The 16515-nt window shown below is 55.5% G+C and carries 16 protein-coding genes and 1 pseudogene; 11 read left to right on the top strand and 6 right to left on the bottom strand.

The window, feature by feature from the left end; genetic code table 11:
• The first annotated feature begins 5 nt into the window (after window positions 1–5).
• On the top strand, window positions 6–500 hold the full coding sequence (locus tag HGO37_RS19360) for a GNAT family N-acetyltransferase (protein ID WP_250984753.1): 495 nt from the start codon (window positions 6–8) through the stop codon (window positions 498–500).
• A gap of 100 nt (window positions 501–600) precedes the next feature.
• Here the strand turns inward: HGO37_RS19360 and HGO37_RS19355 are convergent, their stop codons facing one another.
• Window positions 601–1596 (bottom strand): GlxA family transcriptional regulator, encoded by a 996-nt coding sequence (locus HGO37_RS19355; RefSeq protein WP_250984752.1) that lies wholly within the window; start codon window positions 1594–1596, stop codon window positions 601–603.
• A gap of 143 nt (window positions 1597–1739) precedes the next feature.
• On the opposite strand from HGO37_RS19355, the gene HGO37_RS19350 reads away from it, so the two are divergent.
• The 8 genes and pseudogenes from HGO37_RS19350 (at window position 1740) to HGO37_RS19315 (ending at window position 8961) form a co-directional block, all read left to right on the top strand.
• On the top strand, window positions 1740–2780 hold the full coding sequence (locus HGO37_RS19350) for an ABC transporter substrate-binding protein (RefSeq protein WP_250984751.1): 1041 nt from the start codon (window positions 1740–1742) through the stop codon (window positions 2778–2780).
• Window positions 2781–2784: 4 nt separating this feature from the next.
• Window positions 2785–3795: an ABC transporter ATP-binding protein gene (locus HGO37_RS19345; RefSeq protein ID WP_250984750.1), complete on the top strand. Its 1011-nt coding sequence runs from the start codon at window positions 2785–2787 to the stop codon at window positions 3793–3795.
• 4 nt (window positions 3796–3799) lie between these two features.
• On the top strand, window positions 3800–4648 hold the full coding sequence (locus tag HGO37_RS19340; protein WP_250984749.1) for an ABC transporter permease: 849 nt from the start codon (window positions 3800–3802) through the stop codon (window positions 4646–4648).
• Between the two features lies 1 nt (window position 4649).
• On the top strand, window positions 4650–5423 hold the full coding sequence (locus HGO37_RS19335; protein WP_250984748.1) for an ABC transporter permease: 774 nt from the start codon (window positions 4650–4652) through the stop codon (window positions 5421–5423).
• A gap of 37 nt (window positions 5424–5460) precedes the next feature.
• Window positions 5461–6474, top strand: coding sequence for a proline racemase family protein (locus HGO37_RS19330; protein ID WP_250984747.1), 1014 nt, complete (start codon window positions 5461–5463; stop codon window positions 6472–6474).
• A gap of 944 nt (window positions 6475–7418) precedes the next feature.
• A pseudogene (locus HGO37_RS19325) lies at window positions 7419–7931 on the top strand (SDR family NAD(P)-dependent oxidoreductase); the annotation flags it as partial.
• 34 nt (window positions 7932–7965) lie between these two features.
• Window positions 7966–8229 carry a hypothetical protein gene (locus HGO37_RS19320; RefSeq protein ID WP_250984746.1) on the top strand — a complete coding sequence of 88 codons (264 nt, stop codon included), beginning with the start codon at window positions 7966–7968 and terminating at the stop codon, window positions 8227–8229.
• A 207-nt stretch (window positions 8230–8436) separates the two neighbouring features.
• Window positions 8437–8961 (top strand): GNAT family N-acetyltransferase, encoded by a 525-nt coding sequence (locus HGO37_RS19315; protein ID WP_250984745.1) that lies wholly within the window; start codon window positions 8437–8439, stop codon window positions 8959–8961.
• Window positions 8962–9089: 128 nt separating this feature from the next.
• On the opposite strand, the gene HGO37_RS19310 is transcribed toward HGO37_RS19315, so the two are convergent.
• Window positions 9090–9989 (bottom strand): AraC family transcriptional regulator, encoded by a 900-nt coding sequence (locus HGO37_RS19310; RefSeq protein ID WP_250984744.1) that lies wholly within the window; start codon window positions 9987–9989, stop codon window positions 9090–9092.
• A 104-nt stretch (window positions 9990–10093) separates the two neighbouring features.
• Between HGO37_RS19310 and HGO37_RS19305 the strand changes: the two genes are divergently transcribed.
• Together HGO37_RS19305 and HGO37_RS19300 are read left to right on the top strand one after the other, a co-directional pair.
• Window positions 10094–11050, top strand: a complete 957-nt coding sequence (locus tag HGO37_RS19305) for an alpha/beta hydrolase family protein (protein WP_250984743.1) — start codon at window positions 10094–10096, stop codon at window positions 11048–11050.
• Between the two features lie 408 nt (window positions 11051–11458).
• The gene (locus HGO37_RS19300) at window positions 11459–12724 is read left to right on the top strand and encodes a PAN domain-containing protein (protein WP_250984742.1); all 1266 of its coding nucleotides are present in this window, start codon (window positions 11459–11461) and stop codon (window positions 12722–12724) included.
• A 51-nt stretch (window positions 12725–12775) separates the two neighbouring features.
• Here the strand turns inward: HGO37_RS19300 and HGO37_RS19295 are convergent, their stop codons facing one another.
• The 4 genes from HGO37_RS19295 to HGO37_RS19280 all read right to left on the bottom strand — a co-directional run bounded on the left by HGO37_RS19295 (window position 12776) and on the right by HGO37_RS19280 (window position 16507).
• Window positions 12776–13648 (bottom strand): NaeI family type II restriction endonuclease, encoded by an 873-nt coding sequence (locus HGO37_RS19295; protein WP_250984741.1) that lies wholly within the window; start codon window positions 13646–13648, stop codon window positions 12776–12778.
• A 43-nt stretch (window positions 13649–13691) separates the two neighbouring features.
• Window positions 13692–14657 carry a DNA cytosine methyltransferase gene (locus tag HGO37_RS19290; RefSeq protein WP_250984740.1) on the bottom strand — a complete coding sequence of 322 codons (966 nt, stop codon included), beginning with the start codon at window positions 14655–14657 and terminating at the stop codon, window positions 13692–13694.
• Window positions 14658–15173: 516 nt separating this feature from the next.
• Entirely contained in the window at window positions 15174–15809 is a 636-nt protein-coding gene (locus HGO37_RS19285; RefSeq protein ID WP_250984739.1) for a DUF6693 family protein, read from the bottom strand.
• A 326-nt stretch (window positions 15810–16135) separates the two neighbouring features.
• The gene (locus HGO37_RS19280) at window positions 16136–16507 is read right to left on the bottom strand and encodes a hypothetical protein (RefSeq protein WP_502941436.1); all 372 of its coding nucleotides are present in this window, start codon (window positions 16505–16507) and stop codon (window positions 16136–16138) included.
• Between the last annotated feature and the right edge of the window lie 8 nt (window positions 16508–16515).

The raw sequence follows: 16515 nt of genomic DNA, 5'->3' as shown, positions 1-16515 counted from the left end.
GTTGGATGATCCGAAAGGTATCGTTGCAAGACCTTGATGCATTTAGGCAGATCCGGCTTGAGGCGCTCCAGCGTGCCGCTCATTCGTTCGCGAGTACCTATGATGAATGGAGCGCTTTTGAGGATGTTGAATGGCGGAAAAGGATGGATATCGCGATATTCGTAGCCTTCGCCCAGGGCGTGCCTGTTGGCCTTATGGGCTTGAAACGATCACAACCAGCCAAGATGCGTCATCGCGCTACGCTTGTCATGGTTTATGTGCGGCAATCCTTGCGGGGATCAGGTCTTGCGTCCGCCCTGTTGCAAGCGGTCGAGGCTTACGCTCGGACAGAGGATATCTCGCAGATCGAGCTGGTGCTCCGCGAGGATAACGAACCGGCACGGCGCTTTTATCGTAAAAGAGGTTTTGCGGAGGTCGGTTTTATCCCGGATGGTTTTCGAGACCATGACAAAAGGTTTCATGAGGTCCTGATGACCAGATCGCTTGAGCAACCGCAATAATGGATGTCGATGGCCATAAAACGCCGTAGGTGGCAGATGTCGCTCCCAAGAGCTTCACTTTGTGTCAAACTGCGCGCAGTTGTGGTTTGGAAAAACACCGCTAGCCACGATCCGGGCTCGAAGCGGCCCGGTAGTTTGTAGGCGTATCACCGAAGGCGCGACGAAACTCACGAGAAAAATGTGCGGTGTCGGCAAAGCCGGTAATGTTCGCTATCTCCATGACAGAGAGCGAGCCGCCTGAAAGAAGGTATCGCCCGTAGTTCAACCGCATGTTCCGAAACGTTTGTCCGATCGTCTGCCCCAAATTGGCGCGGAATAATCTTTCCAGCTGGCGGCTTGAGATCGCGCAATAGCGTGCTATTGCGGGGCCGTTGGGCGGTTGATCGAGCTGTTGCTCCATGAAGTAGAGAGCTTTGCGCACACGGCTATCCGTTCCATCGGGTGGCATCTGGAAAAAGTGCGCTTGCGGGACACTGGCCGGGCGCATCGATGTGAGCATCATGTGTCGCATCACCTGCTGGGCGCGTTCACGACCACAATGTCGAACGATAAGATAAAGGGCGAGGTCGATTGCAGCAGTAGAGCCTGCGCAAGTTATTACGTCGCCTTCGTCTGCGAAAATTCGGTCGAGCGATATCTGTGCACGCGGAAAGCGGCTCTTAAACGCTTCAAGAACATTCCAGTGAATACAGTAGCGACGTGACGCGACCAATCCCGCCCGTGCCAGAGCGAAACTCCCCGTACAGATACCGAGCAGTCCGACACCTTGTGCATGGGCAGAACGGATAAAACTCATCAAGGCAGGGGCAGGTCTGTCATCATCAAAACTGTTACCGCCACAGACAGCAACATAATCGAACCCTGCTGCATCACGTGGGATCGGCAAGGTGGCAATTGCCACGCCACAACTGGCATGGACTGCACCACCGGCCAGTGAATAGACCTCCCAGCCGACGCGGATCTGTCGGCTTTTGGCGGCATCATCGGCTGCGAGCCTCAGTGCGTCAATGAACCCGGAAAACGCTGCCAGCGTGAATTTGTTCTGCAATATGAACGCTATGCGCAGTTCGAAACTGTTTTCCTGAACTTTCATCATGGCTGATCCAACTCATCAATTCGTCGGTTATGTTCAATCATGTGTCCGGATTATTCAACAGGTATGTTGACGTCTTTGCTATGGTCGTGGCTGGACAACGATCCCAAGCGCACAACGCGTTACCCCAGAGACGGAGCTATCAGATGAAGAAGAGCATTTTTCTCGGCACGATCGCCAGCATCGCATTCACTTCGCAGGTTGCAGTTGCGCAGACGGCGCCGCAGGCGATTACGGTTGCCTATTACGGTGGCAACTGGGGAGAGGCTTTCGATGCCTGTGTTGCGAAACCTTTCACCAAGGCAACCGGGATCCAGGTCATCGCGGAGATTGGAAACTCGACCACGACACTGTCAAAGCTCCAACAGCAGACGGGCGACACGGTCATTGATGTTGCTTACATGGATGGTGGCGTCAGCGAGATCGCAGAGGCAGCAGGGGTCCTTGCGCCAATCGATCTGGCCAAGCTTGCCAATGCCGGTGCACTTCAACCCGAGGCAGCGTACAAGAACGGAGATCATGTCTTTGCCGTCAGCGCCGGCTATTACTCACTAGGCCTAATCTACAATACTTCCGAGGTGACTGAGGCACCCCAAAGCTGGGAAGAGTTGTGGAACCAGGCTTATGCGGGCGCGGTGGCCATTCCCTCGCCTAACAATTCTGCCGGCGTTCCGTTCGTAATATTCCTTGCTGGTGCCTTCGGTGACTCGACCGAAACACTCGATGCGACCTTCTCGAAGCTTAAATCGTTGGACTCGGGACTTCTCTACGATACGTCAGGCGCAGCATCGAACGCTTTTCAGAGCAATGAGGTCGTCATCGGCGCTCATTTCAATGTCGGTGCCTGGGATCTGATCGACGCCGGCTTGCCGATCGGCTTCACCGTTCCCAGGGAAGGGGTATGGGCGACTGATGCACGAATGCATATCGTCAAGGGCACAAAGAATGAAGAGGCTGCGCAGAAGTTCATCGACACGGCTCTGACAAGCGAAGCCGCAACCTGCCTGGCGGAAAAACTCTATCTTGGTCCGGCCATTACAGGTGTGACGCTGTCTGATGATGTCGAGCGCAAGCTGCCATGGGGCGCCGGCGGATCGATCAAGAACCTGCGGCTTTTCGATTGGACTGAAGTCAATGCCAAGCGACCTGCCATCACTGATCGCTGGAACCGCGAAATAGCGAACTGATCCAATGACGCTGCTCGCAATTACAGACATCACCAAGTCCTTTGGTCATCATCGTGCGCTCGATCACGTGTCGCTGGAGGTGACCCAGGGCGAGTTCATCTCTCTGCTTGGGCCATCGGGTTGTGGAAAGACGACGCTTCTGCGGATCATCGGAGGTTTCATGTCCGCAAACGGCGGGCGTGTCATGATTGACGGAGAAGACGTGACGGGGCTTGCGCCTGAACGGCGACCACTAAACACGGTTTTCCAGAACTACGCCCTGTTTCCTCACATGACGGTTTTACAAAACGTTGCCTACGGTCCACTACGCGGCGGCTCATCCCGCAAGGAGGCGGAAGTCCGCGCGCTGGAAGCTCTTGATATGGTCGGGCTCGCCGCAATGGCGCCCCGCAGCCCGCGCGCGATGTCTGGAGGACAACAACAGCGTGTGGCGCTCGCACGTGCCATCGTCAACAAACCAAAACTGTTGCTTCTGGACGAGCCATTGTCAGCGCTGGATCTGCAGCTTCGCAAACGCATGCAGATCGAGTTGAAACAGTTGCAGGTCCAGTTGGGTATCACGTTTATCTTCGTGACCCATGATCAGGACGAAGCCATGGCGATGTCAGATCGTATCGCTGTGATGTCGTCAGGCAGTATCGAGCAGATCGACACACCTGAGACAATATATCGCCAGCCAAAGACACGCTTCGTGGCTGATTTTATCGGTGAAGCCACCGTTCTGCCCATGAGTTCCAACGGTCGCTCATTTGCCGAGGGACAGTCAGAGGGCATTCTTCGCCCGGAAAATCTACGTGTATTCCGGCACCTGGACGATGTGCCGGTCGGCTGGCTGTCACTGCCCGGGCGTGTCACAGCGACCACCTATGTTGGCGGCACGTCCAACATTTACATGCAGTCGGGTGCACGCACACTGCACGCCCGCCAATACCGTGCGTTACCGGACGGCGTTACCGAAGGCGCCGAGGTTATCGCGTCTTTCGATCCCTCAGACCTTCATATTCTGGAGGGCTAGGGCGATGTTTACCTCTCGCCTGACCCTTTGTTGGCTGCTGGCACTACCGGTCTGTGTGTTCACGGCATTTTTCCTGATGCCACTCGGCGTGGTACTCGTTGCCTCACTGACCGCTCCGGATGGCCAGTTCGGTTTTGCCCAATATGGCCGGATCCTTATGGATGGCTACCATTGGCAGGTGATTGGCGTCACCTTCCGGCTCGCTATACTGTCGACATTGATCTGCGCAATCCTCGGCTACCCGCTTGCGTGGTACCTCGTGCGTATCGTCAAGTGGCGCAGTTGGCGCAGGGCCTGTGTGATCCTGCTGATCCTTCCACTTTTTACCTCAAACATTGTCCGGTCGTTCGGCTGGATGGTTCTTCTGGGGCGTACAGGTCTCGTGAACGACGCGTTAATGGGCGCCGGTCTGATTGATCGTCCGATCCGTTTCCTAGGAACGGAAACGGGGATCCTGATCGGACTGGTCTATATTTTGCTGCCGTTCATGGTTCTGACGATCGGAAACGCACTGGCGAGGGTCGAGCCTGCCTTGGAACACGCATCGCGCGATCTGGGTGCAGGTCCCGTGCGAACGTTCTTCAGTGTGACATTCCCGCTCACGATGCACGGCGTCATGGCTGGAGGGATCATCGTCTTTTCAATGGCAATAAGTGCCTATGTCACACCGGCGCTTCTGTCTGGAGGGAAGGTGACTGTCCTGGCGATGCTGGCTTTCCAGCAGTATTCGACGGTTTTTGACTTCAATTATGGTGGCGCGCTGTCGATCACGCTCCTGACTTTCACCATGGCCCTTATCGGCTTCTCGTCATGGTTGGCGCGTTACGGCGCGCGTGACGTGAAAGGAAACTGACATGATCATTCGACTTATCGCGCTGACCACGCTTGCCTATCTGGTGTTGCCGCTGGTCGTGGTGATCGGCGTCTCGCTGACCGAAACAAAGTTTCTGGCCTTTCCACCCCAGGGATTGACGCTGTCATGGTATGCGGTCGTGCTCGAAAACCCTACCTATGTGCGTTCATTCCTGACAAGTGCCGGTCTTGCCGGCGTGGCAACTCTGGCTGCGATAGTGGTCGCACTGCCTGCCTCGATTGCAATGGCACGCTATTCCTTTCCCGGGAAGTCGGTGCTGTCAGCGGTGCTGCTGTCACCGCTGGTCCTGCCACATATCGTCATCGGCGCAGCGTTATTGCAGTATGGTGCTTCAATCGGGCTGGTTCGCAATTTCCCGGCATTATTGGTCGGCCATGTTGTCATCATCACTCCCTTCGTGCTGCGCACGCTACTACCGCTGTTTTCACATGAGCAACTGTCGCTGGAGGAGGCATCGCGCGATCTTGGTGCTTCTGCATGGTCGACCTTCTTTCTCATCACGCTTCCGCAAATAAGAGCCGGGCTTGTCTCGGGTGGAATCTTTGCGTTCATCACCTCGTTCATCAATGTCGAGCTATCGATTTTTAATACAACGTCGACGCTGAATACCATCCCGGTACAGTTGTTCAATTACGTGCAGTATTCGGTCGACCCATCCATTGCGGCGGTCTCGTCGCTGACAATCTTGGCCGCAGCTATCGCGATCATTCTGATCGACTGGTTGATCGGTCTGGACTTCCTGTCTGGAAGTTAAACCCTTCCCATCCCCCAACATTCTCAGGAGACATAAAATGCGCGTTCAGGACGTGTACAACGTAATCTATACCCATACGGAAGGCGAACCGCTGTGCATCATCTATAGCGGCGTGCCCTATCCGGCTAACTCGAGCATCCTCGAAAAGCGTGCTTTTCTCGAGGAAAACTACGACTGGCTGCGCAAGGCTTTGATGCGCGAACCGCGTGGACATGCGGACATGTTCGGCGTTTTTCTCACACCGCCATCATCTTCTGAATTCGATGCCGGGCTGATTTACATCGACGGCAAGGAATATTCGCACATGTGCGGTCACGGTACGATCGCGGTCGCCATGGCTATGGTCGCCAATGGCCTGGTGAGACGCTCTGCGGACGGGTTGACAAAGATCCGCTTCGAAACGACGGCTGGTCTGGTCGTTGCCGAGGTCGCACACGAGGGTGATCGCGTATTATGGACCCGGTTCGAAAACGTTCCAGCCTACGTCGCCGAACAGAATATCGAGTTCGAATTGCCCGGCTACGGCGCCCTCAAGGCCGACCTTGTGTGGGGTGGTAACTACTTCGGCATCATCGACCTTCGCAATACCACAGTGCGCATCGCGCCGGAGAACGGTTCCGAGCTTTCACGCATGGGCCTGATAGCGCGAGAGGCGATCCGTGAAAAGGTCAAGGTGCAGCATCCCACGCAATCCCACATCAACAACCTGAACTTCGTCACCTTCTGGCACGAACCAACAATCGAGGGATGCCTTTACAAAAACGTGCACGTCTTCTCTGCTGGCCAGCTGGACCGTTCACCCGGCGGAACAGGTACATCTGCGATGATGGCCTATTTCGAGAAACGTGGCGTCATTTCCCTCAACCAGACGATCACCTCCGAAGGTCTCCTCGGATCAGGTGTGTTCGAAGGCTGCCTGATCGGCGAAACGACGCTTGGTTCTGTGCGTGCCGTGCGTCCGACGGTCAAGGGCACGGCCGGAATGCTGGGCACCGCGGCCTGGACCATCAATCGTGACGATCCAGTCGATGCCGGCTTCATGGTTCTCTGAAGAAGCTTTCTGGCGGACGCACCACATTTTGTGCGTCCGCTGTCCCGCCATGGCAAAGCGGTACCTTCGATCCCTGACCCAGCGAGATTAAGAATTCAGCTTCAGCGCTGTTGGCTGACCATTTGTTGCGACGCGATGACACAATCTTGGATCGGAACCGCTGTGGCGTGATCCAAGACTAGAATGAAGAGTATCGGAGAAATCAGCATAGCGGCCGCCTTCAGGCGGGATTTCGGGAATTCTCGACACGCCAGGACCGGAAAAGCGTCGCCGCAGGAGCCCAACATAGTGGCCGCGCAGCGGAAGGCGGGACCGACTACGCCCGGATCATGGCGTTCCGCTTTGGCAGCAATAGGAAATCCCGCTTAGCGGCCTTTTTCTATGATCGTTCTGTTGCGCGACAAAAATCGGAAACGATCTGCTCTCCAAGGGCTCGTGGAAGCTTGGTCCAGTTTTATGTCCTTGAGGCTGTCGTTTGCCGCGCGGCACTTCAAGCGGCGTGACGTGCCGAGTTGAGTGAGCCGTTGGCCGCCAGCTGCACGGCGACACGAAGGAGAAACATGTGATGTGAGACAACGGGTGCTCCCGCCTCGCAAGAGGGTAATCCGGGTGTCACCTTCGCCATAGGACTGTTGCAGAGCGTTGAGGGCCAACAGTGCCGTTGCAATATTGCTGTTTGGTTTTTCATTACAGCGAGTTTTTAACCGGTTTCTCCCTGTCGCTTTCATTGTCGCGCGATGCGTCCACGCTTCTGGAATTTCAGACTGTCACTGAGGTTTTGCCTTCGCAACAGGGTTTTAGCGTCGGCGAGCTTTGTACGATTAAATAGCCACGGATGCCACCAGTGGCAAATAGTGATGCGGCTGACGCATGAGGACGAGGTCTTTCCTGCGCACGACGTTTGTCGGATATGTCGGGCTTGTGCTTGAGGTATCAATTTCCGTGGTCTGGATATCGTCGTTGGCAATGTCAGTGCGCTGGCGATCGGCAATGACGAAGAGAGCTGGAGACAGGGTTTCAACGTCGACATGTTGGGTACGGTCAGGCTTGTCAACGCAGCGATGCCGTATCTGGAAAAAAGCCAGTCCGCGTCTATCGTTACCATTGCCTCGGTGTCCGGCCGCGAAATTGATTTTGCTGCCGGCCCCTACGGCTCCTTCAAGGCTGCACTGACGCATTACACGCAAGGCCTAGCCTTCTCTCTGGCACCTAAAGGCATCCGTGCCAACACGGTCTCTCCCGGCAATACCTACTTTGCTGGGGGCGTCTGGGAAAATATAGAAAAGAACAATCCGGAGTTGTTTGCAGCTTCGCTTGCATTAAACCCCACGGGCCGCATGGCCACCCCCCAGGAAATTGCCAATGCTGCCGTATTTCTGGCAAGCCCGGCCGCAAGTTTCGTCTACGGTACCAACCTGGTCGTTGATGGCGCGCTGACCCGCGGCGTACAGCTCTAGATTATGCGGGTCGCGACTTCTGATCAGAGACGTGATGATCTGGTGTGCCGTCGCCACCTCGACGCCCTATAGCATGCAGACGGCGCAAGCCCTGACAGGAAATCCGTCGATCAGCGCCGTCACGAATTCACTACGCAGCCAGTCTCGTGACGAGGAAGACAGCCACCAATATCAGGCAAAGCCATCCAAAGAAAAGCAAGCCTACAGCCCACTCATCCATCTTGCTTCTGTTTCTGGATCCATCCCAGTCGTAAGCCATGTCCAACCTCCATTGTTGAATGGCCTGAGCTTTGGCTAATATGGTTACCCAAACATTAACAGGTACCACCCGATTTGTTGGGGGGGAGCTTGTCGATCTAAGCTTACTGTGGCGATGGTATCATTGATACCGCACTTGCACGCGCATTTGGGCACTACCGACAGTTGGCGCCGCTAGAAGGTTGCTGGTGCAACTACCGGTTTGATAGACTTTGCAAACGACTTCTACGGAAAGGAGCCAACGAGAATGCGCATTACGACACCGCGGCTGATTTTGCGCCCTTGGGCCGATACCGATGCGTTGGATTTTGCCAGCATGAATTCTGATCCAGAGGTCATGAACGATCAGGGCGGGCCAGTTTCGCGGTCCGAGAGCGACCGCCGACTGGAGCGGTACAAACAGGCATTCGAATTGCACGGGTTCACGCGATGGGCCATCGAGTGTGGGAGTACAGCCAGTTTTCTTGGCTGCGCGGGCCTCATGTCCGCCGGCAGCGAGCATCCTTTAGGTGTCCACGTTGAAATTGGGTGGCGCCTTGTCCGCAAAGCTTGGGGACGCGGAATTGCGACCGAGGCCGCACAAGCGGCACTTGCTAATGGGTTTTCACGTCTCCGGCTTGATGAAATCCTTGCCTATACCTCAAGCGAAAACCTCCGATCTCAGGCGGTCATGGGGCGGTTGAAGCTCAGACGCCTTGAGCAGCGCGATTTCGTTCGAAAACTGGCAGGTGTTGATCGCCATATCCTGGTATGGGCGGCCCAGCGTAAATAGGTGGACGTTTTCAACCTGATAATTTGTCTTGGTGGCCTGCGCCGCGTTAAAGGTTGTTGAATTGTGCCTCTGCCGATTGAAAGATTGCTTTTGAAGTTCGTCGACCAAACGCGTGATGCGCCTTGGTCTCACACGGCAGCATCGAAGCGTGAATAGGCGCCGGGTGACATGCCGACATGGCGCCTGAAGGCCACGCTAAAGGCACTGGCTGAACCGTATCCCACGCGCTCTGAGACTTCAGCCGGTGCGATATTCTCCCGCAAGAGCTGTTTTGCCAGCGCCATGCGCCAGCCTGTTACATATTCCATCGGTGTCACGCCGACCTCACTTTGAAAACGGGCGTAGAAGGTGGAGCGCGACATAGCGGCTTCCCGGGCAAGACTTTCAGCGCTGATGCTGTGGGCCGGATCCTCGTGTATGCGCCGAAGTATCGGCGCCAGTTGCGGATCGGCCATTGCGCGCAAAAGCCCCGGCGTGGCATGGCTGCCTCCGACCGATCTCAGTGCCTCTATGAAGAGGACCTCGAGCAGATGGGAAAGAACGATCTCGCGTGCAGTCCGTCTGTCACCAGTTTCATCATTGATCATTCGCACAAGTTGCATCAGCCTTTCCTCGCCGCGGACATGAACGAGATCGGGCAACAGCGATGCAAGGAGCGCCTTGTCGTTTGATCCGAAGGTGCAGTGACCGACCATGGCCCTGATTTCGGCTGGTGCATAGGGATCACCAAGCCTGAATACTCCAGGACTTGTCTCAAGACGTTGGGGGAGCGATCCGCGCGGCGGTGGCTGCAGGCTGCTCATGGTAAAGGAGAAAGCCTCAGGGACAAGGACGAAGTCGCCAGCTTCAAGCCGTATTGGCTTTCGACGAGCGATAGTCAAAAGGCATTCACCTTCCAGCAGCGCACAATAGAACGGACTACCGAGCTCAGTTCGCTCGACGAGCCATTGCCGCGAGCCGTTCACCTGCTTGGCGATGGAGGGCCTGGGCTTTAAGAGCGAAACGACATCTGCAACAGGGTCGGTCATAAATTCGGACTTACGCTAAATGAAACTGGACAACCAGATATAGAATGTCCGGGCGGGTAAGTCCATCTTCGCGCTAGCACATCATGAGGAGATAGGATTTCGACATGAACAATCTGATTGAGCTGGCGCGACATATACCCACGACGGATGCAGCGCTGACGGTTGCCTATACACCGATCCGTTTGCCGATGAAGGGACGACAGCCGCTGGAGTTGCGTCTGACAGCGCCGTTGAAGGGCGAGAGGCTTCCCGTGGTGATTTTTTCCCACGGCTTCGGACCATCCAACTATATCCCCTCCAAAGACGGTTATGCGCCGCTTGTCCAGTTCTGGGCGGAGCGGGGATTTGCGGTGATCCAGCCGACCCATGCCAGCTCGCGTGTTGGCGGACTGCCTTCCGACGCTCCCGGCGCGCCTTTCTTCTGGCGCGAACGCGTTGAAGAGCTGCGAGCAATTCTTGATCGTCTGGACGAGGTGGAACAACAGGCAGGCGGTATCGCTGGCCGACTGGACAAGGATCGTATCGCTGCGGTGGGTCATTCCTTCGGCGGACACACCGTTGGCCTGCTGATCGGAGCGCAACTGAATGGCGAGGACTTTTCCGATCCGCGGATCGGTGCAGGCATGCTGCTCACGACGCCTGGACGGGGAGGAAGCGACATGACGGAGGAAAGCGCTGCCAGATTTCCGTTCTTCGATGTCGATTTTTCAACCATTTCAACGCAAAACCTCGTCGTTTGTGGTGACGAAGACAATCCGCATTTTACGACGCGCGGCCCTGAATGGCATGCCGACGCGTTTCACGATGCTACTGGAGTAAACCGCGACATGCTGACGCTGCATGGTGTCGGTCACGGACTTGGCGGCATTGCGGGTCTGGATGCGAAAGAGACCGAGACGGAAGCGCCCGATGTTCTGGAGGCGGCGAGACGCTTGACGCTTGCCTGGCTTTTGACAGCGCTTGACGTTGACCCGGAAGCCTGGGCAAAGAGCCGTGCTGCACTCGAACAATCTGCACCTTCGCTCGGACATGTCATCTCGCTGCAATCCGCAAGGAAATGAGGCAAGATCTCGTGAGCCGCTGACGTCCTATATCCGTTTGCCACATTGTAACGGTATCGTAAAAAACTACTCGGCCCCATTCGACGTGGGGCCGTCACGCTGAGAAAAGGGGCGGCTTGTTCTCAAACCGTTATCCCAGCCGGAAATACCGTCAGCATTTGTTTCGAAAATGAGCCTGACGCTTGCCGAAACTACGATAGCCCGAGGTGTGCACACGCGATACCCGGATCTCAAGGCCGTCGTTTTCGTCCAACCGACATTACTAACAACTACCCGATCAGGTTGATTGCAGTGCCAAGTCTTCCGCCTATTAACCTCGATCAAAGGTTGCAGGCTATTAGCGTTCGCGCATCTTGCACGCCCGCAGTCAGTCATGCTTGATATGGTTGGGTAAAGGGTAATCTGTTCATGCGTGGTTTGTTTCGCTTTCTTTTCGCCAGCGTGCTTTCATCGGCGTTGCTTTCCAGCGCGTTCGCCAGTGAAAAAACGTTTGGTCCTTTCATTGTCGATGACACAAAGCCAGAGATCATTGCTCTGAATGGTGAGATCGACATCAACTCGGGCCTGAACTTTCGCCGCGCGCTTCAGGCTGCGCCCAATGCAAAACTGGTGACACTCAACAGTCCCGGTGGCAATGTGCAGATGGGTTTGCTCATCGCTGACGATATCCACCAGCAGAAGCTCGCGACCTACATTTCGAAAGGCAGTGAATGCCTTTCAGCGTGCTCCTTTGTTTTCCTCGCCGGAGATGAACGAAAGGTCGACGGAGCGCTTGGCGTTCATCAGTTGTCATCGGATGCACCCGATCTGATTGGAGCACAACTTGCTATCTCCGACATCATCGAGGTCCTGAACAGATTTGGGACCCCAATGGATGTCATGCGCGTGATGTTCAAAACACCACCGGACGACATGCATATCTTCAGCCAGGAAGAAATCGAGCGTTACAAACTCAACCGCAAGAGTGGAGAACAGTTATCTACGCCGGCTGTTATCGATGTTCCGATTTCGACGTCGAAGGCAATCCCAGACGAACGAACCGACCAGTTCGAACTTTCTGAGGAGGACGCTGCCGCTGCGTTCGAGCCAACGCAACAGGCTAAACTATCGACCCTTGATCAGTTTACACGACGCCCAAATCGAATCGCGGTCTACACAGGCCTTGATCTCTTCGGTGACGACATCTCGTCTATAAGGGTAGAGAGAGCTGGCGAATGTGCGCAACGTTGTCTGGTGATGGATGGCCAGTGCAAGGCTTTCACATTCAACGCCAACCCGAAAATCAAGCGTGGTCCGAACTGTTTTCTGAAGTCGAGCACCGGTCGCGCTGACGGCAACAGCGTCGCATTCTCCGGGCGCTTCTTGAGTGGTGCCGACGCTGATCCGTCCTCCATCACGCTTGGGACAATCGATCCGCAATCAGCGTTGTTTGAGAATGTCGATTTGCCTGGCGGAGATTTAACAGGACGCCCGCATCATGCCGCCAAAACCCCTCTGGATTGCCGCCTTGCCTGCATAGATGAAAAACAATGTGTGGCTTTCACCTACGTCAAGCCAAAGAAGGAATGTTGGCTGAAAGATGCCGTGGGAACACCGATGCAGGGTAAGGGAATGGTGTCAGGGCTGAAAAAAATCCAACGCTTTGAGGCAGCCAGTATTATCAGCCTGGATTAACACCTGCCGTCGTGAGTGCGCATCAGCTGGTGGCGGGCGCTCAGGTATTACTCAATCAATATGTCCGGCAGCCCGTAACAGAGCGGCCTCGTCAAGCGTTCTTGGCGTGAAGGACACGAACTCTTCAGACGTTACCGGACCGAGGCCAAGCTGATCGATAAGAGCGCGGTCGCCCTGTCCCCATAAGAGCGCTATGCCTTTCGGCGCCAGAATGTCCCTTGCTCCGCCATTGCGACGAATTCGCTTCATGTAGTCATGTTGCTGTGCCAGCGCACTGACCTGCTGACGCGAGATAGGCTTGTTCTGGATTTTCTCAAACAGCGCCGCCAGCCGTTTTGCGCCACCCTTGGATGACATAATCTCTTGACGGTCCGCCAGGGAGAGAACCTCCCAGAAGTTTGGCGGATACGGGTGTTGCCGAATCATCCACCAGATGTTGACGTGCTGGGCGGCCAGCAACTGGCCCTTACCATCCTGATTTGTGCTCAGGCGCAGATATTCGGGTCTGCAAACAACCACACCGATGTCACAGAGTGCGGTCTTTTCCGACGATCTCACCAGCAGCGCCGGTCGCCCGATGACCTCTCGGGGAAGCATCCAGTCGCGTGCCGTAGTGTTCTTGATGTCAATCTCTGTTCCGTCGACCAGCATGTCGAGGGTTGTTCCCTTGGGAACACGCAGGTGGTTGCGTATCAGGATTTCAACCTTGGTGCCGACATAGGTCTTTTCGGTCTTTTCCGTCTCGCTGAGAGTGAAGCGGCCTGTTCGCGGTGCATCGATGACCTCGTCAAAAGCCTGACGCAGAAGGGCAGGAAGATCGACCGCAAGCTTTTCGAAGCCTCCGGCATGGCGAATGATCGCGCTGACGAGGCGCGACACGAGATCATAGTCGGGATGGGACGAATCGAGCGGAAGCTGTGACATGATGGCGATCATCGCCGCCGAGGGTTAGCCGCTCGTTAACGGCTCAACCCGCGATCGCGGTTACCGGATGGCTTGCTCGTGTTGCCATGGCTTCGCGCAGCTTTGAGGCCACGGCCATGGCGACAGGTGGCGGAAAGGCGTTTCCGACCTGGCGGTAGGCGGCTGTTTTCTTGCCGTGGAACTGCCACTCATCGTCGAACCCCTGAATTCTCGCAGCCATGCGGACGGTCAGGCGCGGCATTCCCACGAAATCCTTCTCAGGCGCCTCTTCGGCAATGGATTTTCCATTTACACCAAGGGTTGCCCAGGCCGCTTTTGCACGTGTGGGCCCAAGATCCGGTCCGCCGTGCTTTTTGGAACCGCCAACCAGGGTCGGGGCGACATCATTGGCTCGTTTTGCCCAGGCTTTTGCGCCTTTCCAGCCATTGGCCGACATAAGATCGAGAAGCGTGTCTCCGACGGTCGGTGCATCGAAACGTGAAGGGGTTGGCCACTCGAAGTGATCCTTGATGTCATCACGAAGCGCCACAATGATCACGCGTGGACGCAACTGCGGAACGCCGTAATCGGATGCATTGAACAGGCGCCAGTGAGCATCATAACCGAGCTTCTTCAGTTCGCCCTTGATGAAACCGCGGTAATCTTCGAACACGGCACTCAGAAAGCCGCGAACATTTTCGATCATGATCGCCTTGGGGCGCGTCTCATCAACCAGGCGGATTGCGGTGGGAAACAGATTGCGCTCGTCTTTTTCACCCAGCTGTTTTCCAGCAATGGAAAACGGGGGGCAGGGCAGTCCACCGGCAAGCAGGTCGATACCTTTATAAGGATGACCATCAAACTGCGTCAGGTCCTCTTCGTGGACCGTCCATTCCTTGCGGTTCAGCCGCAGGGTAGCGCAGCAGTCACGATCAATCTCCACGACGCCTGCGTGATCGAAACCTGCAAGTTCCAGGCCTCGCGCCTGACCACCAGCACCAGCACACATCTCAAGCGAGGTGATAGACAAAGGGAGGCCTCCTTTGGAACATAGTAAGAACATCGAAATAGCATGGCGAATTGGCCGACGCAACGGTAATCCGGTCCGTGTACGTCTACATTATTTACCCTCAGATGAGCGCATGGCCGCCGACCATCCACAGATAAACGTTCACTTACAAATGCGTATCGTTCAGCGTTTCAGCAGGTAGGCTGCTGGCTCTTGGTGCGTCGGCCGCTCATAGGAGCATCACCCAATTTGAACGGCGCGCCACCGCCAAGCGGCCACATGTTTTTCTCGTCGCATTTGGTCGTGTTGCCCCGCGCGCGTCCTCATTAAAAACTTTGAGCAAGTAGCAACTGGGAAAAGTTGTCACTCACATCACGGACACATGGTCCAATGCATCCGTCTCAATTTTCCAAATTCTCAAGTAGGTGGGTGGGTGCGCAAGCGGGCGTTATCAACTTCCTTCGCCCAGTTGGTGTCGGATCAACAGGCCGATAATCATCGCGTTCCTGAGTGGGGAAGTGAGACTGAAACTCCGGCTCAGTAGTACTCGATCCGCGTCTCATTCAGCACGACACGCAAAACCCTATAGACGTAGAGGAAGCCCGCGAGCCCGAGGGTTATGAGAATGAGTATGCCCCACACGATAACATGGCCTATCGAGTGCCCGATATTGAATGTGCAGTTCAAACGACCGACAGTCCTACCGGAAACGTCTAGTACCTCGGTTTTGTTAATGACAGCTTTGTTCAGATAATAGGGGAATACGAGGAGGGCCAAGCCGAACGTGACAACAGTGAGGACCACCCATAGGATGACGGTGCCAATTGCCTCGATCGTGCCAAACGAGCATTTCAATCTTCCCAACCGGGAGCTTACAGTCATTTCATTCACGTGTTTTTCCTTGTCGGGCTGTAAATCTGTTCGGTGCGTGTATAAGGCTTCACCACCCGCCAGGCCGCGACATCGCGCTCCGATGACCGCAACGGCTGCCATCTGCGGCTCTGTCGTAGTATGAGTAGCAATTGCCCGGGTAGCGGGCTGGTGCATAGCCACCGCCGCAATTGTTATTGGCACAGACAGCCACAGCTGTCCCCACCAGCGCGACAGCCAGTAACGCCGCTGCTGCAGCTTCTTGTTGCTGCACAAGCTCAGGACATTGATAGAAGGGTACATTCCGTCGGCTTAGTTCTTTTTCTAAGTCCTGTTGGAATGTTGGTTCTGTGCTTTTCAGGTACGTCCTGCACAGCGTGACTTTATCTATCGACTTTGGATTGCTCCGGAATGCATCTTGAGAGGTTGTGCAGGCGGCAAGCGCGCAGGACAACGCGAGCGCAGTAAGCGCACGAAATAACGACCGTTTCTCCAAGATTGCCCCCAAAGTTTCCCCAAACGCAGATAAGCATGGACTCAATCTGGAGTCGAGCAGCATTGGTCCCCACTTTTGCAACTTTCCGGGTTCAACCTTTGTCTAGAGGGAAAAATTATCAGGCCGTGTCAATTCAGGATATCGGCATGCTTAGCCCCTCGTTCACCTCATTACAGACGTCAGATTGATTAGCTGGTCGTACTCGTTGACGTCGACGATATGCGAGCTCATGACGACGGAGCACGTCGATCCGCTGGATTTCCTGGACTGCACCGCGCTTCGTGGGGGAGATCTCGCGCTGGTAGCGCCCTAGCAGCTGTCCGAGCGTCGTGTTTTCAAGGATCTTCGTGTCGGGCGCGGCGCCAAAGCGATCGACCTGAGCTTGCAGATCGCGGGCCCATTTCTCCGCTTCGAGCTTGCTGTCGAAAGACTTGCAACGAGGCTTCATGCCCCTCCGACGCACTTGTGCTTGCCAGCGTCCTCTGAGTTTTCTGATTGTCGCCATGATGATCT

It is taken from the genome of Rhizobium sp. CG4, from assembly GCF_023701965.1.
In the GTDB taxonomy this organism is placed as follows: Bacteria; Pseudomonadota; Alphaproteobacteria; order Rhizobiales; family Rhizobiaceae; genus Agrobacterium.
The sequence above is the reverse complement of the archived record's forward strand: the minus strand, read 5'-3'. Positions and strand labels throughout refer to the sequence as shown.

Coding starts and splice junctions, on each gene's coding strand:
- HGO37_RS19360 (WP_250984753.1), top strand. CDS start 6: ATGATCCGAAAGGTATCGTTGCAAGACCTTGATGCATTTAGGCAGATC.
- HGO37_RS19355 (WP_250984752.1), bottom strand. CDS start 1,596: ATGATGAAAGTTCAGGAAAACAGTTTCGAACTGCGCATAGCGTTCATA.
- HGO37_RS19350 (WP_250984751.1), top strand. CDS start 1,740: ATGAAGAAGAGCATTTTTCTCGGCACGATCGCCAGCATCGCATTCACT.
- HGO37_RS19345 (WP_250984750.1), top strand. CDS start 2,785: ATGACGCTGCTCGCAATTACAGACATCACCAAGTCCTTTGGTCATCAT.
- HGO37_RS19340 (WP_250984749.1), top strand. CDS start 3,800: ATGTTTACCTCTCGCCTGACCCTTTGTTGGCTGCTGGCACTACCGGTC.
- HGO37_RS19335 (WP_250984748.1), top strand. CDS start 4,650: ATGATCATTCGACTTATCGCGCTGACCACGCTTGCCTATCTGGTGTTG.
- HGO37_RS19330 (WP_250984747.1), top strand. CDS start 5,461: ATGCGCGTTCAGGACGTGTACAACGTAATCTATACCCATACGGAAGGC.
- HGO37_RS19320 (WP_250984746.1), top strand. CDS start 7,966: ATGATCTGGTGTGCCGTCGCCACCTCGACGCCCTATAGCATGCAGACG.
- HGO37_RS19315 (WP_250984745.1), top strand. CDS start 8,437: ATGCGCATTACGACACCGCGGCTGATTTTGCGCCCTTGGGCCGATACC.
- HGO37_RS19310 (WP_250984744.1), bottom strand. CDS start 9,989: ATGACCGACCCTGTTGCAGATGTCGTTTCGCTCTTAAAGCCCAGGCCC.
- HGO37_RS19305 (WP_250984743.1), top strand. CDS start 10,094: ATGAACAATCTGATTGAGCTGGCGCGACATATACCCACGACGGATGCA.
- HGO37_RS19300 (WP_250984742.1), top strand. CDS start 11,459: ATGCGTGGTTTGTTTCGCTTTCTTTTCGCCAGCGTGCTTTCATCGGCG.
- HGO37_RS19295 (WP_250984741.1), bottom strand. CDS start 13,648: ATGTCACAGCTTCCGCTCGATTCGTCCCATCCCGACTATGATCTCGTG.
- HGO37_RS19285 (WP_250984739.1), bottom strand. CDS start 15,809: ATGTACCCTTCTATCAATGTCCTGAGCTTGTGCAGCAACAAGAAGCTG.
- HGO37_RS19280 (WP_502941436.1), bottom strand. CDS start 16,507: ATGGCGACAATCAGAAAACTCAGAGGACGCTGGCAAGCACAAGTGCGT.